The sequence below is a fragment of the Frigoribacterium sp. PhB160 genome, assembly GCF_003751785.1.
Classification (GTDB): Bacteria; Actinomycetota; Actinomycetes; order Actinomycetales; family Microbacteriaceae; genus Frigoribacterium.
The window spans coordinates 1,226,588-1,252,942 of sequence record NZ_RKIE01000001.1; the positions used below are offsets into that span (position 1 = coordinate 1,226,588).

General features: G+C 74.4%; 18 protein-coding genes. 17 read left to right on the forward strand and 1 reads right to left on the reverse strand.

Annotation, left to right across the window (positions count from 1 at the left end):
• Positions 1 to 144 precede the first annotated feature (144 nt).
• The 7 genes from EDF38_RS05800 (at position 145) to EDF38_RS05830 (ending at position 15,206) form a co-directional block, all read left to right on the forward strand.
• Positions 145 to 1,578: a serine/threonine-protein kinase gene (locus EDF38_RS05800; RefSeq protein WP_123354381.1), complete on the forward strand. Its 1,434-nt coding sequence runs from the start codon at positions 145 to 147 to the stop codon at positions 1,576 to 1,578.
• Positions 1,575 to 7,403 carry a fibronectin type III domain-containing protein gene (locus tag EDF38_RS05805; protein WP_123354382.1) on the forward strand — a complete coding sequence of 1,943 codons (5,829 nt, stop codon included), beginning with the start codon at positions 1,575 to 1,577 and terminating at the stop codon, positions 7,401 to 7,403. The genes EDF38_RS05800 and EDF38_RS05805 overlap by 4 nt, the downstream gene beginning before the upstream one ends.
• A 19-nt stretch (positions 7,404 to 7,422) precedes the next feature.
• A complete protein-coding gene (locus tag EDF38_RS05810; protein WP_123354383.1) occupies positions 7,423 to 8,394 on the forward strand; it encodes a MoxR family ATPase in 972 nt (323 codons plus the stop codon).
• A gap of 161 nt (positions 8,395 to 8,555) precedes the next feature.
• Positions 8,556 to 9,842 (forward strand): DUF58 domain-containing protein, encoded by a 1,287-nt coding sequence (locus EDF38_RS05815; RefSeq protein WP_233572256.1) that lies wholly within the window; start codon positions 8,556 to 8,558, stop codon positions 9,840 to 9,842.
• Positions 9,839 to 12,211 carry a transglutaminase domain-containing protein gene (locus EDF38_RS05820; protein WP_123354384.1) on the forward strand — a complete coding sequence of 791 codons (2,373 nt, stop codon included), beginning with the start codon at positions 9,839 to 9,841 and terminating at the stop codon, positions 12,209 to 12,211. The genes EDF38_RS05815 and EDF38_RS05820 overlap by 4 nt, the downstream gene beginning before the upstream one ends.
• Positions 12,212 to 13,113: 902 nt before the next feature.
• Positions 13,114 to 14,232 carry an FHA domain-containing protein gene (locus EDF38_RS16185; protein WP_233572265.1) on the forward strand — a complete coding sequence of 373 codons (1,119 nt, stop codon included), beginning with the start codon at positions 13,114 to 13,116 and terminating at the stop codon, positions 14,230 to 14,232.
• A 110-nt stretch (positions 14,233 to 14,342) separates the two neighbouring features.
• On the forward strand, positions 14,343 to 15,206 hold the full coding sequence (locus EDF38_RS05830; RefSeq protein ID WP_123354385.1) for a hypothetical protein: 864 nt from the start codon (positions 14,343 to 14,345) through the stop codon (positions 15,204 to 15,206).
• Between the two features lie 42 nt (positions 15,207 to 15,248).
• Here EDF38_RS05830 and EDF38_RS05835 read toward each other — a convergent pair whose 3' ends face one another.
• On the reverse strand, positions 15,249 to 16,271 hold the full coding sequence (locus EDF38_RS05835) for an asparaginase (RefSeq protein ID WP_123354386.1): 1,023 nt from the start codon (positions 16,269 to 16,271) through the stop codon (positions 15,249 to 15,251).
• A 76-nt stretch (positions 16,272 to 16,347) separates the two neighbouring features.
• Here EDF38_RS05835 and EDF38_RS05840 point away from each other — a divergent pair, with 76 nt between their 5' ends.
• The 10 genes from EDF38_RS05840 (at position 16,348) to EDF38_RS05885 (ending at position 26,351) form a co-directional block, all read left to right on the forward strand.
• Positions 16,348 to 16,824: an OsmC family protein gene (locus EDF38_RS05840; protein WP_233572266.1), complete on the forward strand. Its 477-nt coding sequence runs from the start codon at positions 16,348 to 16,350 to the stop codon at positions 16,822 to 16,824.
• A gap of 94 nt (positions 16,825 to 16,918) precedes the next feature.
• Entirely contained in the window at positions 16,919 to 17,485 is a 567-nt protein-coding gene (locus EDF38_RS05845; protein ID WP_123354388.1) for an FKBP-type peptidyl-prolyl cis-trans isomerase, read from the forward strand.
• A 1-nt stretch (position 17,486) separates the two neighbouring features.
• Positions 17,487 to 18,476 carry an FKBP-type peptidyl-prolyl cis-trans isomerase gene (locus EDF38_RS05850; RefSeq protein WP_123354389.1) on the forward strand — a complete coding sequence of 330 codons (990 nt, stop codon included), beginning with the start codon at positions 17,487 to 17,489 and terminating at the stop codon, positions 18,474 to 18,476.
• Between the two features lie 92 nt (positions 18,477 to 18,568).
• Positions 18,569 to 19,648: a 1-deoxy-D-xylulose-5-phosphate reductoisomerase gene (locus EDF38_RS05855; RefSeq protein WP_123354390.1), complete on the forward strand. Its 1,080-nt coding sequence runs from the start codon at positions 18,569 to 18,571 to the stop codon at positions 19,646 to 19,648.
• Positions 19,649 to 19,774: 126 nt separating this feature from the next.
• Positions 19,775 to 21,106 (forward strand): RIP metalloprotease, encoded by a 1,332-nt coding sequence (locus EDF38_RS05860; RefSeq protein WP_233572268.1) that lies wholly within the window; start codon positions 19,775 to 19,777, stop codon positions 21,104 to 21,106.
• A gap of 80 nt (positions 21,107 to 21,186) precedes the next feature.
• Entirely contained in the window at positions 21,187 to 22,335 is a 1,149-nt protein-coding gene (gene ispG, locus EDF38_RS05865) for a flavodoxin-dependent (E)-4-hydroxy-3-methylbut-2-enyl-diphosphate synthase (RefSeq protein WP_199734595.1), read from the forward strand.
• Positions 22,336 to 22,558: 223 nt separating this feature from the next.
• The gene (locus EDF38_RS05870; protein ID WP_123354392.1) at positions 22,559 to 23,491 is read left to right on the forward strand and encodes a MetQ/NlpA family ABC transporter substrate-binding protein; all 933 of its coding nucleotides are present in this window, start codon (positions 22,559 to 22,561) and stop codon (positions 23,489 to 23,491) included.
• 83 nt (positions 23,492 to 23,574) lie between these two features.
• Positions 23,575 to 24,603, forward strand: a complete 1,029-nt coding sequence (locus EDF38_RS05875) for a methionine ABC transporter ATP-binding protein (RefSeq protein WP_123354393.1) — start codon at positions 23,575 to 23,577, stop codon at positions 24,601 to 24,603.
• 1 nt (position 24,604) lies between these two features.
• Positions 24,605 to 25,264, forward strand: coding sequence for a methionine ABC transporter permease (locus EDF38_RS05880; protein WP_123354394.1), 660 nt, complete (start codon positions 24,605 to 24,607; stop codon positions 25,262 to 25,264).
• A 103-nt stretch (positions 25,265 to 25,367) separates the two neighbouring features.
• Complete coding sequence (locus tag EDF38_RS05885; protein WP_123355056.1) at positions 25,368 to 26,351, forward strand: MoxR family ATPase; 984 nt, start codon at positions 25,368 to 25,370, stop codon at positions 26,349 to 26,351.
• The last annotated feature ends 4 nt before the right edge of the window (positions 26,352 to 26,355 follow it).

Here is a 26,355-nt window from a genome sequence, read left to right on the forward strand (position 1 = left end):
CCCCGAAGTGGGGTCGTCCGTCGCTCCACAGCGAGGGGAGGACGGGGCACGACGTCGGAGGGGCCCACTTACAATGACTCCGGTCGGCGAGGCGCCGACGCCGGGCCGCGCGAGGGCCGGCCGCGAGGACGTCGGGAGGGCGCCGTGGCACGACGACTGCCGTCAGCGCCTCCCGTGCTGCCCGGGTTCAGCCACGTGCACGTGCTCGGGTCCGGCGGCTTCGCCGACGTGTTCCTGTACGAGCAGAACATGCCGCGACGCCAGGTTGCCGTGAAGGTCATGCTCTCCGAGGTCGTCAACGACCAGGTGCGGCAGATGTTCCAGGCCGAGGCGAACCTCATGGCCCAGCTGAGTGCCCACCCGTCCATCCTCACCGTCTACCAGGCGAGCGTCTCGGCCGACGGTCGCCCGTACCTGGTCATGGAGCTCTGCTCGTCGTCGCTCAGCGAGCGCTATCGTCGCGACCGCATCCCGGTGGCCGACGTCCTCCGCATCGGCGTCAAGATCGGCAGCGCCGTCGAGACCGCCCACCGGCAAGGCGTCCTGCACCGCGACGTCAAGCCCTCGAACATCCTGATGACCGCCTACGGTCACCCGGTCCTGTCCGACTTCGGCATCGCCGCGTCGCTCAGCGAGAGCGAGCCGCAGGAGGTCGTCGGCATGTCGATCCCGTGGTCGGCCCCGGAGGTGCTGCTCGACGAGACCCCGGGCACGGTCGAGTCCGAGGTCTGGTCGCTCGCCGCGACCGTCTACTCGCTGTTGGCGGGCCGCTCGCCGTTCGAGATCCTCGGAAGCGAGAAGAACGGCGCGGCCGACCTCATCGGCCGCATCGACAAGGCCAAGCTCGTCCCGACCGGACGCACCGACGTGCCGCCGACCCTCGAGCGCATCCTCGCGAAGGCGATGTCGCGGAGACCCGAGCAGCGGCAGTCGAGCGTGCTCGAGCTCCTCCGCGAACTGCAGCAGGTCGAGGCCGAGCTGGGCCTCGGCCAGACGCCCATCGAGGTGGCCGTCGACGACTGGGCCCTCGCCACCGTCGCCGACCTGGAGGACCGGACGCGCCTCCGCGGCACGGCCGTCGTCCCGGCCGCACGGCGACGCCGCCGCCGCCGGAGCGAGGTCACGGCGGCGCAGGCCGCGGCCGTCCACGGATCGCAGGTCGGGGCCAGCCGTGGCCTCGTCCGCAGCACCGGCACGCGGCCCGCGGCGCGTCGGCGCGGCATGCTCGCCCTCGTGTGGGGGCTCGTGGCCGCCGGCGTGGTCGTCATCGGCCTCGGCGCGACGGCCACGCTCGTCCTCGTGCGGGCGACGTCGTCGGAGATCCCTCGGGTGGCCGACATCGCCTCGTCGAGCGACGGACGCTCGGTCGTCTTCACCTGGAACGACCCGGGCCTCCGGGCCGGCGACGCCTACGTGATCTCGACCGGCGACGACACGAGCCAGCAGGCCACGAACCGCTTCGTCGTGAGTCGTCCCGACGCCGACGAGCGGTTCTGCATCACGGTGAGCGTCACGCGCGACGGCCGCACCGGCGACCCGAGCGCCCAGAGCTGCGCCGCGCCGGAGGGCGCCGGATGAGCGGGCTGCTCGCCTGGGCGTCCCGACGCCGGTCGGCGGTCGCGACGGGGGTGAGCACGGTCGTCGTCGTGGCCCTCGTGACGACCGTCGCCGTCGTCAGCAGCGGCTACGAGGCGCAGCGCCTCGACCTCGACGACGGCACCGCGTGGGTGGCGAACGGCTCGCGCTCCGCCGTCGGCCGGGTGAACCCCGACGTCGGCGAGCTCAACGCGGCGGTCCGCAGCACGGGCACCGACCTCGCGGTCGTGCAGTCGGGGCAGGAGGTGCTGCTCGTCGACCGCACCGACGCCACGGTCGGGCTCGTCGACCCGGCCACGGCCACCGTCGACGAGACCGTGCCGCTGCCGCCCGAGCAGCCCGAGGTCCTCCTCGCCGGCGACCGCACGGTCGTCGTGTCGGGCGGCACCGGCGAGCTCTGGACCTGGCCCACGACCGACCTCGCGGCCTTCAGCGCGGAGGCCGACGCCGACCTGAGCCTCGGCGCCGACCTGGTCGCCAGCGCCTCGCCCTCCGGCGCGGTCACGACCTTCTCCGCCGAGACGGGCGAGGTCTCGCTCATCGCCGACGCCGCCGACGCGTCGGTCGACTCGACCGTCGACGCCGGCCTCGCCGGGGGCGACGAGCACCAGGTGACGAGCGTGGGGTCGCACTGGGCGGTCCTCGACGTCACGTCCGGCGAGCTCGTCCTGGACGGCGACCCGGTGACCCTGCCGGTCGACGCCTCGGGCGGTGCCCTCCAGCAGGCCACGGACGACGGCGACGCCGTGCTCCTGGCCACCACCGACGGGCTCCTGAGCGTCCCCTTCGACGGGGGTGAGGCCCGGGCCCTCGCGTCGGGCCGGTCGGGAGCCCCGGCCCGCCCGGTCGTCGTCGGCTCGTGCACCTGGGCGGCCTGGTCGGGCGGTTCGGCCTGGAGCGACTGCTCCGGCGCGCGCGGGGGCGTCGTCGAACTGGACGGGGTCCCGGGCAGCGCCGCGCTGGTGCTCGCCGTCAACGGTCGTCAGGTCGTCCTGAACGACCCGGTGGGCGGTCGCAGCTGGGCCCTCCAGGCCGGCGGGCGGCTCGTCGACAACTGGGCCGACCTCCTCGACTCCGAGCGCGAGCGAGAAGAGCAAGAGGACGACTCGACCGACCAGCCCCCCGAGCTCGACCCCGACCAGAAGGCCCCCGTGGCCGTCGACGACGCCGTCGGTGCCCGGCCGGGCCGGGCGAGCACGCTGTCGGTGCTGCTGAACGACTTCGACCCCAACGGGGACCCGCTCGTCGTCGAGCAGGTCTCGCAGCCCGACCCCGCGACGGCACGCGTCGACCTCGTCAACGACCGCCAGCAGCTGTTGCTCACGCTGACGGCGGAGGCGACGGGCACGTTCACCGTCGACTACTCGATCAGCGACGGGCGCGGAGGGTCGGACACGGCGACCGTGACCGTCACGGTGCGGACGGACGCCGAGAACTCGGCCCCGGAGCAGGTGCGGCGGACGAGTGCGTCCGTGACCTCGGCCGGCCGGGTGACCGCCTCCGTGCTCGGGGACTGGGTCGACCCCGACGGCGACGCGTTCTACCTGACGAGCGCGTCCGGGCCTCCCGGGACGTCGTCCAAGCCCTCGGGCGACGTGGTCTACCAGGACGCCGGCGCCGGCGAGACCGACGTCGAGGTGGCCCTCGTCGTGTCCGACGGCCAGGCCGAGGGGCGAGGCTCCCTGTCCGTCACCGTGACGGGCGAGGCGCCCCTGCGAGCGGAGTCGTTCACGGTCGAGGCCTACGCCGGACGGCAGGTCACCGTCCGCCCCCTCGCGTACGCGACCGGCGGCTCCGGGCCGATCCGGCTGAACAGCGTCCCCGCCAAGAACGGGTCGACCGTGACGCCGAGCTACGACGTGGGGACGTTCCGCTTCGTCAGCGACGAGGTCCGGACGCACAACCTCGAGTACACCGTGACCGACGGCGACCAGACCGCCACCGGCGTCGTCCGCGTCGACGTGCTGTCGCCTCCCGACGCGGCGACGCCGCCGGTGACGACGCCCAAGACCATGTTCGTCGAGACGCTGAGCTCGCAGACGCTCGACGTGGTGGCCACCGACGCCGACCCCGCGGGCAACGTGCTCATGATCAGCTCCACCGCGGAGGTGCCCCTCTCGAGCGGCGTCCGGGTCGAGACCCTCGACCAGCGCTACCTGCGGGTCACGCTCACCGCACCGCTCGAGGGGCGGCCCGTGACGGTGCCCTACACCGTCACGAACGGGCTCGCCTCGGCGCAGGGCACGGTCACGGTGGTCGAGATCCCGCGGCGTTCGCAGACCCAGCCGCCGGTGGCGACGGACGACCAGGTCACCGTGCGGGTCGGCGACGCCGTCGACATCGACGTGCTCGCGAACGACGAGCAGCCCGACGGGGACGAGGTCACCCTCGTGCCCGACCTCGTCCAGGACGTCCCCGACGACGGCGGGCTCCTGTTCACCTCGGGCACGCGCCTGCGCTACCTGGCCCCCACGACCCCGGGCAACGTGACGGCGGTCTACGAGGTGGCGGGCCGCGACGGCCAGACGGACTCCGCCCAGGTGAGCATCGCGGTCCGCGAGGCCGACGCGGCGACCAACGCCGCGCCCGTGCCGGAGACGGTCACGGCGCGGGTGGTCGCCGGCGAGACCGTGCAGGTGCGCGTGCCGCTCGACGGCATCGACCCCGACGGCGACAGCGTGACGCTGCTCGGCGTCGGGACGAACCCCGCGAAGGGCAACGTCACGAGCGTCTCGGCCGACGGGTTCGCCTACCAGGCGGCGGCCTACGCCGCCGGGACGGACGAGTTCACCTACACCGTCGTCGACGGGCTCGGGGCCCGGGCGAGCGGCAAGGTCAGGGTGGGCGTCGCAGCCCGGGCCGACGGCACGCGCGGACCGGTGGCCGTGGCCGACGACGTGACGATGCGACCCGGGGGCACCGTCACGGTCCGTGTCCTCGACAACGACAGCGACCCCGACGGCGGCGCCCTGCGGGTGACGTCCGTCCAGGCGGCCGAGGACGGCACCACGGCCGAGGTCGTCGACGACGAGCTCCTCGCCGTCACCCCCCCGAGCGCCGAGGGCACGTACGGGCTCGTCTACACGATCGAGAACCCGCGGGGCGGGACGAGCTCGAGCTTCGTGTCGGTGACGGTCGACGCCGACGCCCCGCCGAACCGGCCCGTCGCCGACGACTCCGTGCTCGACCTCGGCGACATCGCCGGTCGTGAGTCGGTCGACGTCGACGTCCTCGCGAACGTCTTCTTCGCCGACGGGCCCGCGTCGAGCCTGGGCCTGGCCGTCGAGCCGGGCTGGGAGGCCGTGGCGTCCGTGACCGACGGCCGTCGCATCCGCGTGGCCATCGCCGACGCGAGCCAGATCATCCCGTTCGTCGTGACGCATCCCGACGACCCCTCGGTGCAGGCACGGGCGTTCGTCCGCGTCCCGGGCTACGACGACGCCCTGCCGCAGCTCGACCGGCAGGCCCGGCCGGTGAGCGTCGTCAGCGGGGACACCGTCCGAATCGCCCTCGCCGACCACGTCCTCGCCGCGGGGGGCAAGTCGGTCCGCCTCACCGGCTCCGCGTCGGTGCAGGCGACCCACGCGAACGGCGACGACCTCGTGGTCGACCCGACCACGCTGGCCTTCACCTCGGAGGAGCTCTACTTCGGGACGGCGTCGATCTCGTTCGAGGTCACGGACGGCACGTCGGCCGACGACCCCGCCGGCAGGACGGCCACCCTCGTGCTGCCGATCACGGTGACCCCCCGCGAGAACCAGCCGCCGACGTTCAACGGCACCTCCCTCGAGCTCGAGCCGGGAGAGTCGCGCACCCTCGACCTCGTCCGCCTCACCACCTACCCCTACCCCGACGCCGTCGACGAGCTGCGCTACGCGGTCGACGGCGCGTCGGCGCCCGGCTTCACGGCCGAGGTCACCGGCCAGCGGCTGACCGTGTCGGCGGCCACGAGCGCCTCGGCCGGCAGCTCCGCCACGGTGCCCGTGTCGGTGCGGGACTCCGTCAGCCCGGGCCGCGGCGGCGCGGTCCAGCTGACCGTCGCGGCGTCGACCCGGCCCCTGGCGCAGCCCGTGCCCGACACGGCGACCGTCCGGCGTGGCTCGTCCACGACCGTCGACGTGCTGGCGAACGACCAGTCGACCAACCCCTTCCCGGGCCAGCCGCTCCGCGTGGTCGACATCCGCGGGCTCGGCGGTGCCGGCCTGCCCGCCGGGGTGAGCGTCTCGCCGAGCGCCGACAGCCGCACCCTGAGCGTCTCGGTCGCCGCGGGCGCCGCGCCCGGCGACGCGAACCTGCAGTACCGGGTCGCCGACGTCACGGGGGACCCGGGCCGGTACGTCTGGGGCAACGTCACCGTCTCGGTCCAGGACGTCCCGGCGCAGCCGGCCGCACCCGTCCGGACCGGCTCGTCCCTGGGCGGCCAGCTCACCCTGAGCTACGCCGCGCCCCAGGCCAACAACTCCGCCATCACGCGCTTCCGCCTGGTGGGCGTCGGCAGTGCGGGCGCGAGCTACGGTCACGACTGCGGCCGGTCGACCGTGTGCACCCTGACGGACCTCGACCCCGAGCAGACCTACCGCTTCTCCGTGGTCGCGACGAACGGCGTCGGCGACTCGGCGGCCAGCGCCGCGAGCCAGCCCTACAGCGCCGACTTCGTCCCCGCGGCGCCGACGGGCGTCACGGTCACGCCCTCCAGGACCGTCCCCGGCAGCCTCGACGTGACGTGGACGGCGGTGCCGCGCCCGGTGCGCGGGACCGCCGTGACGGGCTACACGGTGGAGGTGAGCGGCGGCGCGTCGCAGGCGACCGGCTCCACGTCGACGACCATCGCCGGCCTGACCCCGGGCAGCTCGTACGACGTGAGCGTGTACGCCCGCAACCGGGCGCAGGTGACGAGCGAGCGCGACTGGAGCCGCAGCGGGGCCGTGCGGGCGACGGCGTTCGGCCAGCCGGGGGCCGTGACGGTCGCGGCCGGCTCTCGACCCGACGGTTCCGTCGAGCTGTCGTGGAGCGACGCCGCGGCGGCCGGCGACGGCACGATGACTTACCGGGTGCGGCGTCTCGACAGCGCACCGGCGGCCGGCTGCACGACGGACGGGAAGGCGATCCCGGCGAACGGACGCACCGCCGTCGACCCCAGCACCGACCGCGGCAGCCGCTACTACTACGCGGTGGACGCCGACAACGGGGTGTTCTGCACGACGAGCAGCACGTCACAGGTCGACGGGCTCCCGGGCCGGGCGACCGGCGCGGTGACGGTGGAGGCCCGGGGCAACGGCCGCTTCGACCTCCGGGTCTCCGCCCTCGGCGTCGCCGGCGACGTCCCCGCCGACTCGTGGCAGGCCCGACTCGGCAGCGGGGCGTGGACGCCCGTCGCCCTCGGCTCCTGGCTCACCTCGCTGGGCGACGCCACGGTGTACGGCACCGACGTCTCGGTGGAGTTCCGGGCCTGCCGCGCCGGCAACTGCTCCGACCTCGTGTCGCCGTCCGTGTCCGCGCGTCCCCTGCAGGCCGTGCCCAGTAGCCTGAGCTGCGTCGCGGCCGGTTCCCTCACGATCGGCACGCCGGCGAACGCGAACCCGGACGACCTCCGGTACTCGTACGCCGTCGAGTACCTGGTCGGGTCGACGTGGCAGGCCGGAGAGGCGGGGTCCGTGCCCGCCGACGCCACGCGGGCCCGGGTCACGACCACCGTCACCTTCTCGGGAACGACCTCCGTCGGGGTCGCAGAGGCGACCTGTACGCGTCCCGCGTCCACACCCGTCCCGACCCCGACCCCGACCCCCACTCCCACGCCGACCCCCTGACGAGAGAGACGACCGACACATGAGCATGAGCCCCGAGCAGGCGACCTGGTTCTCCGACGTCTTCGGGCGCCTCGTGGCGAACGTCGACCAGGTGCTGCTCGGCAAGACCTTCGTCGTGCGGCTGTCGTTCACCGCCCTGCTGAGCGAGGGGCACCTCCTCCTCGAGGACTTCCCGGGCACCGGCAAGACGTCGCTCGCCCGGGCGATCGCGCAGAGCGTCCAGGGCACGAGCAACCGCGTGCAGTTCACCCCCGACCTCCTGCCCGGCGACATCACCGGGGTCAGCATCTACGACCAGAAGAAGGGCGAGTTCGAGTTCCACCGCGGGCCGATCTTCTCGAACATCGTGCTGGCCGACGAGATCAACCGGGCGAGCCCGAAGACGCAGTCGGCGCTGCTCGAGGTCATGGAGGAGGGGCGCGTGACGGTCGACGGCGTGAGCCACGACGTCGGCTCGCCCTTCATGGTGATCGCGACGCAGAACCCGATCGAGCAGGCCGGCACCTATCGGCTCCCCGAGGCACAGCTCGACCGGTTCGTCCTGAAGACGTCGATCGGCTACCCCGACCACGCCGCCACCGTCCGGATCCTCGAAGGATCGGCCACCCGCGTCCACGAGGGCACGCTCGACCCCGTGGTCCAGGCCGCCGTCGTCACCGAGATGGCCCAGCTCGCCCGCACCGTCCACGTCGAGACGTCCATCGTCGACTACGTCGCGCGCCTCGTCGAGGCCTCCCGCACGGCGCAGGAGGTCCGCCTCGGCGTGAGCGTCCGCGGGGCGCTGTCGCTCGTCCGCACCGCCAAGACCTACGCGGCGTCCCTCGGTCGCCACTACGTCACCCCCGACGACGTCAAGGTGCTCGCCGAGCCGGTGCTCGCGCACCGACTCGTGCTCGACCCGGAGGCCGAGTTCGACGGCGTGACGCCGTCGAGCGTCGTGAGCCAGCTGCTCATCGAGACCCCGCCGCCGGCGGAGCGAGCCGCGGGGTGAGCGTCGACCCGGGGGACGGCCCCACCGGGCGGCGCGGCGCCGGCGGACCCGTCGGACCCGGCGGCGTCCGGGGCGGCACCCGGACCCGAGCGGCGGGGCGGACGCGCACGGACCTCGCCGCGACCGGCACCCAGGGCCTGACCAACGCCCGAACCAGGATCGTGGGGGAGCGGACCGGCCCGGTCGCGGACGGCCTCGTGACGCTCGTGCGGGCCGCCCGGGTCGTCCGGTCCGTCGGCCGCCGTGGGGCCTCGGCGATCTCCGGGGTCGTGACGCCCGTCGGCTGGGCATTCCTGGTGCTCGTGCCGGTCGCGCTGGTCGTAGGCCGCCTCCTGGGCTGGACCGAGCTCGCCGTCGTCGGGTACGCGGCGGTCGTCGTCCTCCTCGTGGCTGCCCTCTCGCTCGTGGGCCGGAACGCCTTCGTCGTGACGCTGTCGATCCCGCACGAGCGGGTCACCGTCGGAGAGCCGGCCGTGGGCGAGGTCGTGGTCGTGAACCCGTCCCGTCGGCGCGTGCTCGGCGTCACCGTCGAGATCCCCGTCGGCCGGGGACTCGCGGAGCTCAGCCTGCCGGGGCTCCGGCCGGGCGACCGCGTCTCGGAGCCGTTCACGGTGCCCACGACCCGCCGCGGCGTCGTCCGGGTAGGGCCCGTGCGCACCGTCCGGGGCGACGCCGTCGGACTCGTCCGGCGAGAGCTCGAGTGGACCGGCGTGACGGAGCTGTTCGTCCACCCCCGCACCGTCGGCATCCCCAGCACGAGCGCGGGCCTCCTCCGCGACCTCGAGGGCTCGCCCACCCGCGACCTCGCGCCGAGCGACATCTCCTTCCACGCCCTGCGCGAGTACCTGCCGGGCGACGAACGGCGTGCCATCCACTGGCGGTCGACGGCCAAGACCGGCACGTTCATGGTCCGGCAGTTCGAGGAGAGCCGCCGCAGCCACATCGTCATCGCGCTCAGCCTGTCGAGCGCCGACTTCGGCACCGAGGACGAGTTCGAGCTGGCGGTCGGCGTGACCGGGTCCCTCGGCATCCGGGCCATCCGCGACGCGCGCGAGCTCAGCGTCGTCGTCAGCGGCCTCACGCCCGAGTTCGCCAAGCGCAAGAAGCTCGAGGTCCGGGGCCTCGGCACCCTCTCGCGGAACCGCCTCCTCGACGACCTGGCGCAGGTCGAGCACGACGAGACGGCCCTCCGCGTCACCGACCTCGCGCGGGTGGCCGGCGAGGACGCCTCCGGCGTGTCGGTGGCCTTCCTCGTCGTCGGCTCGGCCGCGACGCTCGGCGAGCTCCGGTCCGCCGCGCTCGGCTTCCCCCTCGGCGTCGAGGCGGTCGCGATCGTCTGCGACCCCGACACCGTCCCGGGCCTGACGCGCTTGTCCGACCTCACGGTGCTCACGGTCGGCAGCCTCGACGACCTGCAGAGATCGCTCGCCCGGGCGGCCGCGTCGTGACCGCCCCCGACGTCGACGCTCGCCGACGGGGCACCGGGCGCCGCGCCTCCGACCGCTCGGGCCGCCTCCGGCCCGCCACCGCCCTCCCGGCCACGGGCCTCTTCGTGCTCTGCCTGGCCGCCGCGCTCCTGCCGGCCTGGCCGATCTACCGCAGCGCCGACGTCGTGGTCATGGCCGGCGTCACGGTGCTCGCGGGCTGCGTCATCGCGCTGGCGGGGGCCGCCCTCCGGCTCTCCAGCCTCGCGGTCCTGGTCCTGACGGTCGTGGCGTACCTCGTGCTCGGGGTCCCGCTGGCGGTGCCGTCCCAGACGACCGCCGGCGTCCTCCCGACCCTCGACGGCCTCGTCGACCTCCTGGCCGGCACGGCCCTCGGCTGGAAGCAGCTCGTGACGATCTCGCTCCCCGTCGGCAGCTACGAGGCCCTGCTCGTGCCGATGTTCGTGCTGCTGCTCGTCGCCTCGGTCGTCGGGCTGTCCGTCGCGCTCCGCTCCCGTCGCGGCGAGCTCGCCCTGCTGGCGCCCGCCGTCGTCCTCCTCGCCGGCATCCTCCTCGGCCCGGCCGAGGCGGTCCGCCCCGTGCTGACGGGGTCGGCGGTGCTGGGGACGACGGTCGCCTGGTTCGTCTGGTGGCGCCTCCGTCGTCGTCGCGTCGCCGTCGACGCCCTCGTCGGTCGGGCCGGGGGCTCCCGGTCCCACGGGCACGGGTCCGTGGCGGTCCGGGCCGTCGTGGGGTCGGCCGCGACGGTCGCCGTCGCGCTGGCCGCGGCGGCCGGGGCGGAGGCGGTGCTCCCGTCGTCGGGGGAGCGCACGGTCGGGCGGACGCTCGTCGAGCAGCCCTTCGACCCCCGCGACGAGGTCAGCCCCCTCACGCGCCTCCGGGTGTACGAGCAGGAGCCCGCCGTCGACGAGACCCTCTTCACGGTGGAGGGCCTCGCGGCCGGGCAGCTCCTCCGGCTGGCGACCCTCGACACCTACGACGGCGTCTCGTTCACGGTCGGCAGCTCCGCGGTCACGAGCGCCTCGGGGTCGTTCGACCGGGTGCCCGCGGTGGTCGACCAGTCCGCGGTCGTCGGGAGCCCGGCGTCGCTGGCCGTGACGGTCGACGGGTACCGGGGCGTCTGGCTGCCGACGGTCGGCCAGCTCGAGGACGTGGCCTTCTCCGGGCCCACCGCCGACGACCGCCGGGCGGCGTTCTTCTACAACGACGTGACCGGGACGGCGGCGGTCGTGGGCGGGCTCTCGGCCGGGGACGCCTACCGCCTCGACGCGGTCCTCCCCGACGCCCCCGCCGACGACGAGCTCGCGAGCCTCACCCCGGGCTCGGCCACCGTGCCCGCGCCGACCGACGTCCCCGACGAGCTCACCGCGGCCCTGGACGCCTGGACGGCCGACGTGCAGGGCCCGGGCGCGCAGCTCGTCGCGGCCCTCGACGCCCTCCGGGCCGAGGGGTACGTCAGCCACGGGGTGTCCGCGGACGAGCCGCGCAGCCGGTCCGGCCACGGCTCCGACCGCCTGGCGCAGCTCTTCACCGACCCGGTCATGGTCGGCGACGCGGAACAGTACGCCGCCGCCGCCGCACTCATGGCCGACCGTCTCGGCTTCCCCTCCCGGGTCGTGATGGGCTTCGTGCCCGAGGCCGCACAGGAGGGGGCGTCCGGCCCCGTCGACGTCACCGGTGCCGACGTCACGGCCCGGATCGAGGTCGACACGGCCGAGCACGGCTGGGTCTCCCTCGACCCGGTGCCCGAGGAGCGCCCCGTCCCCGACGACGTCCCGCAGGACCCGAACCAGGTCTCCCGTCCGCAGTCCGTCGTCCAGCCGCCCCTCGTCGAGCCGCCCGTCCGCGACGAGCAGTCGCCGCCGCGGACGGCCCAGGACGAGTCGGAGGCGCCCCCTGCGTGGATCGGGATCGCCCTCCTCGTCGCGAGGGTCGCCGGGTGGACAGCTCTCGTCGCCGGGCTCGTCAGCGCTCCGCTGCTGACGATCGTCGTCCTCAAGGCCCGTCGTCGTCGACGCCGGCGGCGGGCGCCCGATCCTGTGCAGCGCATCACGGGGGGCTGGCAGGAGTTCGAGGACGCCGTGGTCGACCACGGGGTCGAGACGCCGCCCGCCGCGACGAGGAGCGAGGTCGCGGCGGTCGTCGGCGGGGCGCGCACGGCGGTCCTCGCACGGGTCGCCGACCGCGCCGTCTTCGCCCCCGCCGTCCCCGCGGCGGAGGACGCGGATCGCGTCTGGACGGCCGTGAGCGACATGCGTCGTCAACTCGGGGTGGGCCTGACACGGTGGCAGCGCTTCCGGGCGGCCGTCTCGCTGCGGTCGCTCCGCGGATACCATGGCCGGACGCCGACCGAGCGTGAGAGGACCCCGTGATGCACTGCCCCACCTGCGCGAGCCCGCTGCCCGTCGGCGCCATGTTCTGCGGCGAGTGCGGCCGCGCCGTCACGAGCGCGGACGTCGCCGCGGCGGAGCGCGAGGCGGTGGAGGCGGCCCGGGCGGCCGCGGCCCGTCCCGCCCCGAGCCTCGCGGAGCCCCCCGCCCCGGCTCCCGTCCAGTCCTCGGTCGAGCCCCGCTCCGCCGACCCCGAGCCGGACCCCGAGCCAGACCCCGTCCGTGGACCCGCGTCTGCGGCCGCGGGCGAGGCACCCGCCGCGACGCCTGCGCCTGCGCCGTCCCCGGCGCCCGCATCGGAGCCGGTCGCTCTGCCGACGCCGGAGGGCCGCATCGTCGCGGACGAATCCGGCGAGGCTCCTCGGACGGCGCGCCCCGATGCGCCCGCGTCCCCCGTCGACCCGGACGCGGGCGAGCCGCCTGCCCGCCGCCCGTGGTGGTTCCGCGCCGCCGCCGGGCGGCAGCGCCCGGACGACGACGGTCCGCCGCCCTGGGGCGACGAGGTCGAGCCGCCTCGTCCGCTCGCACCGCTCCGGGTCCCGGCCTCCTCCGGCGAGGCGGCCCCGCGTCCGACGTCCGCGCCCCTCTGGACGGCGTCCTTGGCTCCCGTGCCCGCGCCCGCTGACGCCTCAGGACCCGACGAGTCGTCCGACGCTTCGGGCCAGCCCGAGGGCCAGCCCGAGGGCCAGGGCGTCCCTGTCGCCACGGCGCCCCCGTCGGGCCGTCCGGCCGGGACGCCGCCGCTCGACCGCCCGGCCTCGTCGGCGGGGACGGACGACCCCGCCGTTCCCCGCTCGTCCGCCATCCCGGCGCTCCGCGAGCCGGCGCCCCAGCACGCACCCACGGCCGGAGACACGGCCCCGGTCACGCCCATCAGGCGAGGCGTGGTGGAGTCCCTGGCCGCCGCCGACAGCGACGCGTCCGCCTCGTCGTCGCCCGCCGCTCCCGTCCCCCTCGTCGAGCCCGGTCCGCCGACCGAGCCCGGCGCCCACGAGGGGGAGCGCTGCACCCACTGCGGCTTCCCCCTGCACGAGGACGACATCTTCTGCGGCGAGTGCGGTGCGGTCATCGCGTCCGTCGCGCTCTCCTTCACCGGCCCCATCACCCCCCTGTCGCCCGGGTGGCGACCCGCCGACGTCGTCTCGAGGGGCGGCTCGCCGGTCGTCCGGCCCGAGCCCGTCGGCGACGCTGACCGACCCGCGGCCGACGCTGCCGACAGCCAGGCCGCGGCCGACAGCCAGGCCGACGCCGACAGCCAGGCCGACGCCCGCGGCCACGCGCCGTCCGACGGCCCCGGCCAGCAGCCCGAGGTCCTCCCACCGGCCTCCCTCCGGCCGGCTCCGCTCCCCGCGCCGGCGCCGCCGTCCCCGCGTCCCGGGCGACACCGCGACGTGGCACCCGACGAGCAGGCGGGCGGCCACCTGCCCGAGCCGATCCGCTCCTTCACGCCCCCGGGGTCGGCGCCCCTGTCGCCGGTGACGACGTCGCGCTCACCCGTGGCGCCCCTGGCTCCCACGGGCGCCGCTCAGCCGCCGGTCACGGCCGCCCCGGTCCCGCCCCTGCCCCCCGTCCCGCCGTCGTCGTCCGGCACGCCGTGGCGCCCCGCCCAGCCCGTCACGGGTCCGCCGACCGACGACGACGTCGACGAGACGCGCCTCGTGCGCCGCGCCCCGCTCGCGGCCTCGTTCCTGCTGCAGTTCGGCACCGGCGAGAGCACGACGGTCGACGGGTCCGGGCTGCTCGGGAGGGCGCCGACGCCCCAGCCGGGGGAGCGGTTCGACCAGCTCGTGCGCATCGTCGACCCGGGCAAGTCGGTGTCGAAGACGCACCTCGAGTTCGGCCAGGACGCCGGCGCCTTGTGGATCAGCGACCGCTGGTCGGGCAACGGCACGGTCGTCCGACCTCCCGAGCAGCCCGCCCGTCGGGCCGAGCCCGGCACCCGGGTCCGGGTGGCTCGGGGCACGCGCGTCGAGATCGGCGAGCAGTTCTTCGTCGTGATCTGACCCGGTGACCGGGGCGGGCGAGTCCTCCCCGACCGGACGGGGGCAGGCCCCCTCCACCGCTCGGGCACGGTCGGCCTCGGTCGCCCCACCGGACCTGCTGGGCTGTGGACATGACCGTCCACCTCGCTCCTCCGTCCGCCCGGCGTCCCCCGCGGCGCACCGTCCTCGTCCCGCCGCCTCCGCCGGACGCCTCTCCCCGACGCGTCGACCTCCCGGCGCTCGTCGTGGGTGCCCTCGTCGCCGTGGTCGTCGCCGACCACGGCGGGACGGCGTCGGGGCTGGCGGCCGGGGCGGTGCTGGCCCTGGCCGCGCGCCTCCTCGGCGACCGGGTCGTCGCACCGGTGCGACGCCGGCGGTCCGAGCAGCGACGCGCCGCCGACCTCGCCGCGGTCGAGGACGCCGTGGCCGAGGCGAAGCGCTCAGCCCAGGAGGCGCTCCTCGCGACGTACCCGCCGACCTGCGTCGTCGCCGACCGCGTCCTCCGCCCCGGGGCGCGGGCCGCCGCGCCCCCGACCGGGTGGCTCGTGCTCGGCACCGGGCGCGTCGGCTCCGGCGTCGAGGTCGTGCGGCAGGACGCCCCGGGCAGGGAGCCGGACCGGCGGGGCGTGGCGGACGCGACGACCGAGGCGTGGGGGACGGACGCCGCCCACGTCGTCGACGCCGGGCCGCTCTGCGTCGACCCGGCCGGGGGCGTGGTCGTCGCGGGCCCACGCCGGCCGGCCGAGGCGGTGGTCGCGGGCTACCGCCTGCAGATCGTCGAGGCCGGAGGCGACCCGGGCTGGGCGCGGGCCGAGGCCGCGGACCCCTCGAGGCGTCCCGACCCCGACGACGGGCGCGGGACGGCGACCGCCGCGTGCGTCGTGGAGGTCGACGTCACGGGCCGAGCAGTGGTGACCCGTCGCGACGGCCGGGCCTGCCGGGTGCCGGTGACCGTCACGGCGGCGTCGCGGTTCGTGGCGCCGGACTCCCCGTGACAAGGCGTGCAGGTCGGGCCCCGCGACCGGGCGTGCCGCCGCTCAGCGGGCGCCGAGCAGCGCCGGGCTGAGCTCGATGCCGCCCACGGGCTCGCCGGCGCCGAGGACGCGCTCGAGCGTGGCGTCGACCACGCGCCGCGCCGCGTCGCCGTCGACGGCGCCCTGCTCGACCAGCAGCTGCAGGGCCACGAGGGTGCCGGCGCGGACGTTGCCGTCGAGCACCTTGACGGCCACGCCGACGCCGTCCGTCGTGCCCATGACCATGACGCCCTCGGCGCCGAGCTTGGCGACGACGCCGAGCTCGTCGATCGTCACCGTGTTGGCCCGGCCGGGCCCGTCGATCGCCCAGGCGTCCGCGAGCACCGAGCGCACGAGGTGGCGGGCGGCCGGGTCGGCGTCGGTGGAGTCGCCCCCCGCCGCCGCGACGCGCGAGACCGCGCGGGCGAGGCCGGCCACCGTGGTCGCGAAGACCGGGGCGCCGCAGCCGTCGACGCCGGCGTGGTCGATCACCTCGCCGGTGAACTCGGCGACGGTGTCGCGCACGGCGCGCTGCAGCGGGTGGTCGAGGGTCGTGTAGGTCGTCGGGTCCCAGCCGTTCTCGGCGCAGGCGAGCAGGAACGAGGCGTGCTTGCCCGAGCAGTTCATCGCGAGGCGGCGGCTCGACGCGGCCTCGCGAGCGCTGGCGCGGTCGCCGGGCCAGTCGGGCGGGCAGAGCAGGTCGTCCTCGACCGAGCCCGAGCGCGCGAGCACCTCGCCCGCCAGCGCCACGTGGCGCTCCGTGCCGGCGTGGCTCGCCGTCGCGATGACGGCCTGGGCGCCCGGCAGCTCGACGCCCGAGCGCAGCACCGCGACCGCCTGGAGGGGCTTGAGGCACGACCGCGGGTAGATCGTCGCGGCGGCGTCGCCGACCGACCGGAGCACCGCCCCGTCGCGGTCGACCACGACCGCCGCGCCGAGGTGGCGGCTCTCCGCGAGCCCCGACCGCACGAGCACGGCGAGCTCGACGCTGCCGTCGGCCGTCAGGGGGTGTCGGGGGGAGTGCGGGACGGCGGTGAGGTCGGTCATGATGGGGAGTGTATCGACGCCCCGCGACCCGGCAGCCTCCGCCGGCACCGTCGGCGGCGCGACCCGAGGAGGACCCGTGCTCGACCATCACTACGCCGTCGACCTGACGTGGACGGGCTCCCGCGGCGTCGGGACGACGTCCTACCGCAGCTACGGCCGCGACGTGGTCCTGACCTCCGAGGGCAAGCAGCACGAGATCGCCGGCTCGGCCGACCGCACCTTCCACGGCGACGCCGACCGGTGGAACCCGGAGGAGCTGCTGCTCGCCGCCCTGGCCGAGTGCCACCTGCTCAGCTACCTCCACGTCGCCGCCTCGGCGGGCGTCGTCGTCGTGGCGTACGAGGACGCCGCGGTCGGCAGCATGACGCAGACGAACGACGGCGGCGGCCGGTTCACCTCGGCGACGTTGCGCCCGCGCGTCACCGTGGCCGACGCCGACACGGTCGAGCTGGCGCAGTCGCTGCACGCCGAGGCGAGCCGCAAGTGCTTCATCGCCGCGTCCGTCGCCTTCCCCGTCGGGCACGAGCCGGTCACCGTCGCCGCCGCCGACTGAACCCCGGGCACGACACCGAGGGCACGACCCCCAGGGGCCGCCCGGCGACCGTGCGGCATGATGGTCGTCGACCGTCCCCGACCGAGAGATCCCCATGCGCCGCTCGCTGTCCCTGCTCGCCGTCCCCGCCCTCGTGCTCGCCCTCGCGTCCTGCGCCTCCGACGACACGGCCGGCGCCCCGGCCGAGTCGTCCGCCCCCTCGGCGAGCAGCTCCGCCACGAGCGACGTCCCCCAGCGCGCCACCGGCGCCGACCAGGAGCCCGTCGCGGGCTTCCCGGCCGTCGAGCTCGACGCCGACGGCCGTCCCACCGTCACCATCCCCGACGCCGAGCCGCCGACCGAGACCCAGGTCGAGGTCCTCAAGAAGGGCGACGGCGCCGTGGTCGCCGACGGCGACACCGTCACCGTCCAGTACCAGGGCGTCAACTGGACCACCGGCGAGGTCTTCGACGAGAGCTGGTCGCGAGGAGCCCCGGCCACCTTCGCCACGACCCAGGTCATCACCGGGTTCTCGCAGGGCATGGTCGGCCAGACGGTCGGCTCGCAGACCGTCGTCGTCATCCCCCCGGCCGACGGCTACGGCGAGGCCGGCGCGCCCCAGGCGGGCATCGGCGGCACCGACACCCTCGTCTTCGTCATCGACATCCTCGCCGTCTCCTGACGTGACCTCCTCGGCTCGCGCCCCGCGCCTCCTGACGTCCGTCGGGGCGGTGCTGCTCACGCTCGCGCTCGCCGCCTGCACCGGCGGCGGGTCGACCGAGCCGACCACGACCCCGACGGCCGACGCCTCGACGGCCGCCACGACCTGCCTCGAGCCGGGGGCGGAGTCCGACTCGGTCGACGTCCAGGGCGACGTCGGCACCGCGCCGACGATCACGCTCCCGTCCCCGCTCGGCGCCGAGACGAGCCAGCAGACCGTCGTCACCGAGGGCTCGGGCCCGGCCACCCGCATCGGCGACGTCGTCAAGGTCGCCATCACGGTCTTCGACGCCGCGACGGGAGCGCAGCTGAACTCGGCCGGCTACGAGAGCGGCACGGGCGAGCAGCTGACCATCAGCGCCGACTACTACGTGCCCGGCCTCGAGGACGCCCTGGTCTGCGCGAAGGCCGGGGGGCGCACCGTGACGGTGGCCTCGGCCGCCGACATGCAGCCGAGCACCCAGGGCACCGACGCGCCGAACGCGGCGGCGATCATCGTCGTCGACACCTTCTCGATCGTGCCGACCCGGGCGACGGGCGCCGACCGCGAACCGCAGCCCGGGCTGCCGACGGTCGAGCTCGCCGACGACGGACGACCCACCGTCACGATCCCCGACGCCGACCCGCCCGCCGAGCTCCAGGTCGCGGTGCTGAAGGAGGGAGACGGCGAGGTCGTGCCCGACCCGGCGAACGTCACGGTGCAGTACCAGGGCACGAACTGGCGCACCGGCGAGGTCTTCGACGAAAGCTGGGGCCGCGGCACGCCGACGCCGTTCTCGACCGACCAGGTCGTCAGCGGGTTCGCGACGGCGATGATCGGGCAGAAGGTCGGGTCGCAGGTGCTCGTCGTCATCCCGCCCGCCGAGGGCTACGGCACCGCCGGCCAGCCGAGCGCGGGCATCGAGCCCACCGACACCCTCGTGTTCGTCATCGACATCCTCGCGGTCGCCTGAGCCGAGCCCGGTCCGGCCCGGCCCGGCCCGGCCCGGCCCGGCCTGAGCCCGGCCCGACCCGGTCCCGCCCCGCACGGCCTAGGCTCGAATCCATGCGTCGCGTCACGATCCTCGGCTCCACCGGCTCCATCGGCGTCCAGGCGCTCGACGTCGTGCGGGCGAACCCCGATCTCTTCACGGTGGTCGGCCTCTCGGCCGGCACGAACCGCGAGCTCGTCGAGGCCCAGGCCGCCGAGTTCGGGGTGGAGCACGTCGCCCTCGGCACCGACGAGTCGGTCGCCCTCGTGCGCGACGTCGAGGCCGACGTGGTGCTGAACGGCATCACAGGCAGCGTCGGCCTCGCGCCGACCCTGGCCGTCCTCGACTCGGGCGCCACGCTCGCGCTCGCGAACAAGGAGAGCCTCATCGTCGGGCAGGACCTCGTCACGCAGCGGGCGCGGCCGGGACAGATCGTGCCCGTCGACTCCGAGCACTCCGCCATCGCGCAGGCCCTCCGCGCGGGGACGGAGCGCGAGGTCAGGCGCCTGGTGCTCACCGCCTCCGGCGGGCCGTTCCGCGGTCGCACGCGCGCCGACCTCGTCGACGTGACGCCGCGCGAGGCCCTCGCGCACCCCACCTGGGACATGGGCCTCGTCGTCACGACGAACTCGTCGACGCTCGTCAACAAGGGGCTCGAGGTCATCGAGGCCCACCTCCTCTTCGACGTCGACTACGACCGCATCGACGTGACGGTCCATCCGCAGTCGATCGTCCACTCGATGGTCGAGTTCGTCGACGGGTCGACGATCGCCCAGGCGTCGCCGCCCGACATGCGCCTGCCGATCTCGCTCGGCCTCGCCTGGCCCGACCGCGTCGCGGGCGTGGGCGTCCCGCTCGACTGGACCCGCGCCTCCACCTGGACCTTCGAGCCCCTCGACGCCGAGGCGTTCCCGTCCGTCGACATCGCCAAGCAGGTCGGCCGTGCCGGCGGCACCGTCCCCGCCGTCTTCAACGCCGCGAACGAGCAGGCCGTGCTCGCCTTCCACGAGGGCCGGGTGGGCTACCTCGGCATCCTCGACACCGTGCGCGAGGTGGTCGAGCGGCACGACGCCGCCGAGGCGACGCTCGAGGGCGTGCTCGAGGCCGAGCGCTGGGCGCGGGCCGAGGCCGACGCGCTGCTCTCCGCCGTCTAGCCGCCGCCGCACCCCGACCCGACCGACACCGCACCCCGACGAGGAGGCGCGCCCCCGCCGGCGCTCCCAGCGTCGCCTGGGCTGCGGCGCGGCTCCCGCACGGTCTCGGGCGGCTACCCTTGCCCGGTGGAAACGATCCTGCTGTACGTGCTCGGCATCCTGATCATGGTGATCGGGCTCGGCCTCTCCATCGCGCTGCACGAGATCGGCCACCTCGTGCCGGCCAAGGCGTTCGGCGTGAAGGTCGGTCAGTACATGATCGGCTTCGGCCCGACGGTCTTCTCGCGGCGACGCGGCGAGACCGAGTACGGGCTCAAGGCCCTGCCGCTCGGCGGCTACATTTCGATGTCGGGCATGTACCCGCCCGGCAAGGACGGCACGGCGTCGCGCACGGCGAGCACCGGCTTCTTCCAGACCCTCGTGCAGGACGCCCGGACGGCCAGCGCGGAGACGATCGACGAGGGCGCCGAGGCGCGCACCTTCTACCGCCTGCCCGTGCTCAAGCGCATCGTCATCATGCTCGGCGGGCCGTTCATGAACCTCGTCATCGCCGTCACCCTCTTCGCCGTGCTGCTCTGCGGCTTCGGCACGGCCCAGAACAGCTCGACCGTCGGCTTCGTCAACCAGTGCGTGCTGCCCGCCGGCTCGACGGAGACGAGCTGCCCGGCCGACGCGACCGACTCGCCCGCCTACGCGGCCGGGATGCGCAACGGCGACCGCATCGTGTCGATCGACGGCGTCGCGATGACCGACGGCGACCAGGTGACGAGCGTCCTCCGCGCCTCGCCGGGCGAGGAGCTCGACGTCGTCGTCGAGCGCGCCGGCGCCGAGCTGACCCTCGAGCTGACCCCGACGCTGTCGGAGCGCTACGTCACCGACGACCTCGGCGCGACCGTGACGGGGGCCGACGGCCAGCCCGAGACGCAGCAGGTCGGATTCGTCGGCATCGGCTTCGCGACGGAGAAGGTCCGGCAGCCGGTGACCGCGGTGCTGCCGGCGGTGGGCGACAACATCGTGCACGTCGCGGGCGTCATCGTCACCCTGCCGCAGCGCATGGTGACCGTGGCCCAGGCCGCCTTCAGCGGCGCCGAGCGCGACCCGAACGGGCCCGTCGGCGTCATCGGCGTCGGTCGCCTGGCCGGCGAGTTCGCGAGCCTCGACAGCGTGCCGGTCGTCGACCGTGCCGCGTACCTGCTGAGCCTGCTGGGCAGCCTCAACATCGCCCTGTTCGTCTTCAACCTCGTGCCGCTCATGCCGCTCGACGGCGGGCACGTGGCGGGGGCGCTCATCGAGGCCGTCCGCCGCGGCGTCGCGAAGCTCTTCCGCCGACCCGACCCGGGCCCGGTCGACACCGCCAAGGTCATCCCGCTGACCTTCGTCGTCGTCATCGGCCTCGGCGCGATGAGCCTGCTGCTGGCCTACGCCGACATCGTCAACCCGATCCGGCTGTTCGGCTGAGCTCGTCGGTCGGGCCCTCCGGCCGAGCTGTTCTCCTGAGCGTCACTCGCCGCCCAGCCCCGAGGTTTAGCATGTGACTCGTGCCAGCAGTCAATCTCGGAATGCCGAAGGTCCCCGAAACCCTTGCCCCGCGACGCAAGTCGCGGCAGATCAAGGTCGGCAAGGTCCTCGTCGGAGGAGACGCTCCCGTCAGCGTCCAGTCGATGACCACCACGCCCACGCCGAACATCAACGCCACGCTCCAGCAGATCGCCGAGCTGACCGCGAGCGGGTGCGACATCGTGCGCGTCGCCGTGCCGAGCCGCGACGACGCCGAGGCCCTGCCGATCATCGCCAAGAAGAGCCAGATCCCGGTGATCGCCGACATCCACTTCCAGCCGAACTACGTGTTCCAGGCCATCGACGCCGGCTGCGCGGCCGTCCGGGTGAACCCGGGCAACATCCGCAAGTTCGACGACCAGGTCGGCAAGATCGCCGCGGCGGCGAAGGCCGCCGGGGTCTCGATCCGCATCGGCGTCAACGCCGGGTCGCTCGAGCCGAGCCTGCTCCAGAAGTACGGCAAGGCCACCCCCGAGGCGCTCGTCGAGTCGGCCGTGTGGGAGGCCTCGCTCTTCGAGGAGCACGACTTCCACGACTTCAAGATCTCGGTCAAGCACAACGACCCGATCATCATGGTCAAGGCCTACCGCCAGCTCGCCGAGCGCGGCGACTGGCCGCTGCACCTCGGCGTGACCGAGGCCGGGCCCGAGTTCCAGGGCACGATCAAGTCGGCGACGGCGTTCGGCATCCTGCTCGGCGAGGGCATCGGCGACACGATCCGCGTCAGCCTCTCCGCGCCTCCCGCACAGGAGGTGAAGGTGGGACTGCAGATCCTCCAGTCGCTGAACCTGCGTGAGCGCAAGCTCGAGATCGTCAGCTGCCCGAGCTGCGGCCGCGCCCAGGTCGACGTGTACAAGCTCGCCAACGACGTGACCGACGGGCTGGAGGGCATGACCGTGCCCCTCCGCGTGGCCGTCATGGGCTGCGTCGTGAACGGCCCGGGCGAGGCCCGCGAGGCCGACCTCGGCGTCGCGTCCGGCAACGGCAAAGGCCAGATCTTCGTCAAGGGCGAGGTCATCAAGACCGTCCCCGAGTCCGAGATCGTGCAGACGCTCATCGACGAGGCCAACCGCCTCGCCGCCGAGATGCCCCCGGGCGAGGTCGGCTCGCCCCAGGTGCTCACCGTCTGATCGACGGGGCGACACACCGCGGGAGGCGCGGTGCACGACCGACGTGCACCGCGCCTCCCGCGCGTGTTGCGTCGTGTGACGGCTCCGCGTCGCACGTCGTCGTCGAGTCCGTCACCATGGGGGGACGAGCCGAGCACGCACCCGTCGAGGTGCCGGGCACAGCAGCCGGGCCGGTCTCGTCCCCACCGCCTGCGCCGCCCGCGGCACCACGAGAGGAACAGCCATGTCCGACGCCACCCCCCTGATCGAGGCCCCGAAGCGGCGCCCCGGTCGTCTCGTCGCGATCATCGTCGTGATCGTCGTCGTCCTCGCGGCGATCGGCATCGGCGTCGCCCTCTCGAACCGCGGGGAAGCCGGCGCCGGCACCACGACGGTCAAGATCGGCGTCGTCGGGGCGAGCGACCCGTACTGGAAGACCTTCGTCGACGCGGCCGCCGAGGAGGACATCACGGTCGACCTCGTCGACTACAGCAACTACGAGCAGCCGAACCCCGCCCTCACCGACGGTGAGCTCGACCTCAACCAGTTCCAGCACATCGTGTACCTGGCGCAGTACGACGTCGCGTCGGGCGCCGACCTCGTGCCGATCGGCTCGACCGCCATCTACCCGCTGCCGCTGTACTCGCAGGAGTACACGGAGCCGAGCGACTTCCAGAAGGGCGACACGGTCGCGGTCCCCGACGACGCGAGCAACCTGGCGCGCTCGCTGCTCGTGCTGCAGTCGAACGGCCTCATCGTGCTCAAGGACGGCGGCAGCATCTTCTCCGGCGTCAACGACATCGACGAGGCGAAGTCGACCGTCGAGGTCACGACGATCGCCGCCGACCTGGCCGCCACCTCGCTGCCTGACTTCGCCGGCGCGATCATCAACAACGACTACGCGACGAAGGCCGGTCTCTCGCCCGACGACGTCGTCGCCCAGGACGACCCCAGCGACCCCGCCGCGCTGCCCTACGTCAACGTCTTCGCGGCCCGCGCGGACGACGCCGACAACCCGACGTACCAGAAGCTGGTGGAGATCTACCAGGACACCAAGGCCGTGACCGACGGCGTCGTCGAGAACTCGGGCGACACGGCCGTGACGCTCAAGGTGCCCGTCGCCGACCTCGAGTCGTCGCTCGAGGAGACGAAGGAGCTCGTCGAGCAGAACGGCTGACCCGCCGCTCGACCCCGGCCCGGTCGGTCGCCCCCCCGGGGCGCCGACCGGGCCGTGCCCCGCCCGCACCACCTGGAGGACCAGTGCCCGTCATCACGCTCACCGACGTCGTCAAGACGTACCCGCCCCGCGAGAAGGGCGCCCCGCCCCTGACCGCGGTCGACGGCGTCAGCCTCACGATCGCCGACGGCGAGATCTTCGGCATCATCGGTTACTCGGGTGCCGGCAAGAGCACCCTGGTGCGGCTCATCAACGCGCTCGAGCTCACGACGAGCGGCCGCATCGAGATCGACGGCGAGCCCGTCACGGGCCTGCCCGAGCGGGAGCTCCGCCGCGTGCGGGCCGGCATCGGCATGGTGTTCCAGCAGTTCAACCTGTTCGCCTCGAAGACGGTGTGGGGCAACGTCGAGTTCCCGCTCCGCGCCGCGGGGGTGCCGAAGTCCGAGCACCAGGCGCGCATCAGCGAGCTGCTGCACTTCGTCGGCCTCGCCGACAAGGCGCACGTGCGGCCCGACCAGCTCTCCGGCGGCCAGAAGCAGCGCGTCGGCATCGCCCGCGCCCTGGCGACCTCGCCGCGCATCCTGCTCGCCGACGAGGCGACCAGCGCGCTCGACCCCGAGACCACGCAGGAGGTGCTCGGGCTCCTCCGCCGCGTGAACGCCGAGCTCGGCATCACCATCGTCGTCATCACGCACGAGATGGACGTCATCAAGTCGATCGCCGACCGGGTGGCCGTGATGGACGCCGGCCGCGTCGTCGAGACCGGTCCGACCTTCGAGGTCTTCTCCGCGCCGCGCGAGGCCTCGACCCGCCGCTTCGTGTCGACCGTCGTCAGCGGGGCCCCGGTCGGCGACGACCTCGCCGCGCTCCGTCGTCGGCACGACGGGACCCTCGTCACGGTGCGGGTCTCCGAGGGCGGCGTCGACCAGCGCGACGTGTTCGCCCTGCTCGGCCGGCACGGCCTCTCGTTCGAGATCGTCTACGGCGGCATCGACGAGATCCAGGGCCGCACCTTCGGCACCCTCACCCTGGCCGTCACCGGACCCGACGGGTCGGTGAGGGCGGCGATCGCCGAGCTCGGAGACTCGGCCACCGAGCTGGAGGTGGTCTGACGTGGACTCCCTGATCGAGCTGCAGCCCCTCCTCTGGGAGGCGGCCTACCAGACCGTCTACATCGTCGCGCTGACCCTGCTCTTCGGCGGCGTCGGCGGTCTCCTCCTCGGGCTCGCCCTCTACCTCACCCGAGGCGGGGCGCTCTTCCAGAACCGCGCGGTCTACAGCGTGCTGAACGTGGTCGTGAACGTCTTCCGGCCGATCCCGTTCATCATCTTCCTCGCGGCGGCCCAGCCCCTCGCCCGGCTGCTCATCGGCAGCGGCAGCGGCAACCCGGCCATCATCTTCACGCTGTCGCTCGCCGCGTCGTTCGCGATCTCGCGCATCGTCGAGCAGAACCTGCTGACCGTCCAGCCGGGCGTGATCGAGGCCGCCCGGGCCGCCGGCGCGGGGCCGCTGCGCATCATCGGCAGCGTGATCCTGCCCGAGGCGCTCGGCCCGCTGATCCTCGGCTACACGTTCATCTTCGTGGCCCTCGTCGACATGTCGGCCGTGGCCGGCTACATCGGCGGCGGCGGCCTCGGCAGCTTCGCGCTGCTCTACGGCTACCGGCAGTTCGACCCCGTCGTGACGTGGGCGGCCGTGCTGCTGATCATCGTGCTCGTGCAGCTCGTCCAGTTCCTGGGGAACGCCCTGGCGAGGCGGGCGCTCCGGCGCTGACCCGGGGGGCTGCTCTACAGTGGGCCGGGTGACGGACACCTCGACGACCCCCCAGCCGCCGGCCCAGCCCGCCACGAGCGGCGCCCGAGGCCCGGCCGGCCCGATCGGGGCCGACGAGCTCGAGCGGGCCCAGCAGATCGTGGGCGTGGTCTCGCAGGCCTTCTCGCGCAAGGTGGTGGGGCAGACGGCCCTCCGCGACACCTTGCTCATCGCCCTGATCACCGGCGGTCACGTGCTGCTCGAGAGCGTCCCGGGCCTCGCGAAGACGACCGCGGCCCAGACGTTGTCGCAGGCCGTCCGGGCGAGCTTCACGCGCATCCAGTGCACGCCCGACCTCCTGCCGAGCGACATCACGGGCACCCAGATCTACGACGCGCAGCAGTCGACCTTCGTCACCCAGCTCGGCCCGGTGCACTCGAACTTCGTCCTCCTCGACGAGATCAACCGCTCGAGCGCGAAGACGCAGAGCGCCATGCTCGAGGCCATGCAGGAGCGGCAGACGAGCATCGGCGGCACCGTCTACCCGCTGCCTCGTCCCTTCCTCGTGCTCGCGACGCAGAACCCGATCGAGCAGGAGGGCACGTACCAGCTGCCCGAGGCCCAGCTCGACCGCTTCCTCCTGAAGGAGGTGCTCGACTACCCGAGCCCGGCGGAGGAGGCCGAGATCATCCGCCGCATCGAGGCGGGCGTCTACGACGACGACCGGGCCGACGCGCCGACCGGTGTCTCGCTCGACGACGTCGTCTGGCTGCAAGAGCTCGCGAAGCGCGTCTACATCGACCCCTCGATCGTCACCTACATCGTGCAGCTGGTCTACGTGACCCGCCACCCGCAGCAGTACATCCCCGGCAGCCTCGCCGACTACGTCGAGTTCGGCGCGAGCCCGCGGGCGAGCATCGCCTTCACGCAGGCCGCGCGGGCGCTGGCGCTCCTCCACGGGCGCGACTACGTCATCCCGGAGGACGTCAAGCACCTCCGCCACGGCGTGCTCCGCCACCGCGTCATCCTCGGCTACGAGGCGGTCGCCGACGACATCGCCCCCGAGACGATCATCGACGCCGTGTTCGGTGCCGTGCAGACCCCCTGACGAC

What these genes read in the sequence shown, in the direction of transcription:
- EDF38_RS05805 (WP_123354382.1), top strand. Translation starts at nt 1,575, where the DNA reads ATGAGCGGGCTGCTCGCCTGGGCGTCCCGACGCCGGTCGGCGGTCGCG.
- EDF38_RS05810 (WP_123354383.1), top strand. Translation starts at nt 7,423, where the DNA reads ATGAGCATGAGCCCCGAGCAGGCGACCTGGTTCTCCGACGTCTTCGGG.
- EDF38_RS05830 (WP_123354385.1), top strand. Translation starts at nt 14,343, where the DNA reads ATGACCGTCCACCTCGCTCCTCCGTCCGCCCGGCGTCCCCCGCGGCGC.
- EDF38_RS05835 (WP_123354386.1), bottom strand. Translation starts at nt 16,271, where the DNA reads ATGACCGACCTCACCGCCGTCCCGCACTCCCCCCGACACCCCCTGACG.
- EDF38_RS05845 (WP_123354388.1), top strand. Translation starts at nt 16,919, where the DNA reads ATGCGCCGCTCGCTGTCCCTGCTCGCCGTCCCCGCCCTCGTGCTCGCC.
- EDF38_RS05855 (WP_123354390.1), top strand. Translation starts at nt 18,569, where the DNA reads ATGCGTCGCGTCACGATCCTCGGCTCCACCGGCTCCATCGGCGTCCAG.
- EDF38_RS05870 (WP_123354392.1), top strand. Translation starts at nt 22,559, where the DNA reads ATGTCCGACGCCACCCCCCTGATCGAGGCCCCGAAGCGGCGCCCCGGT.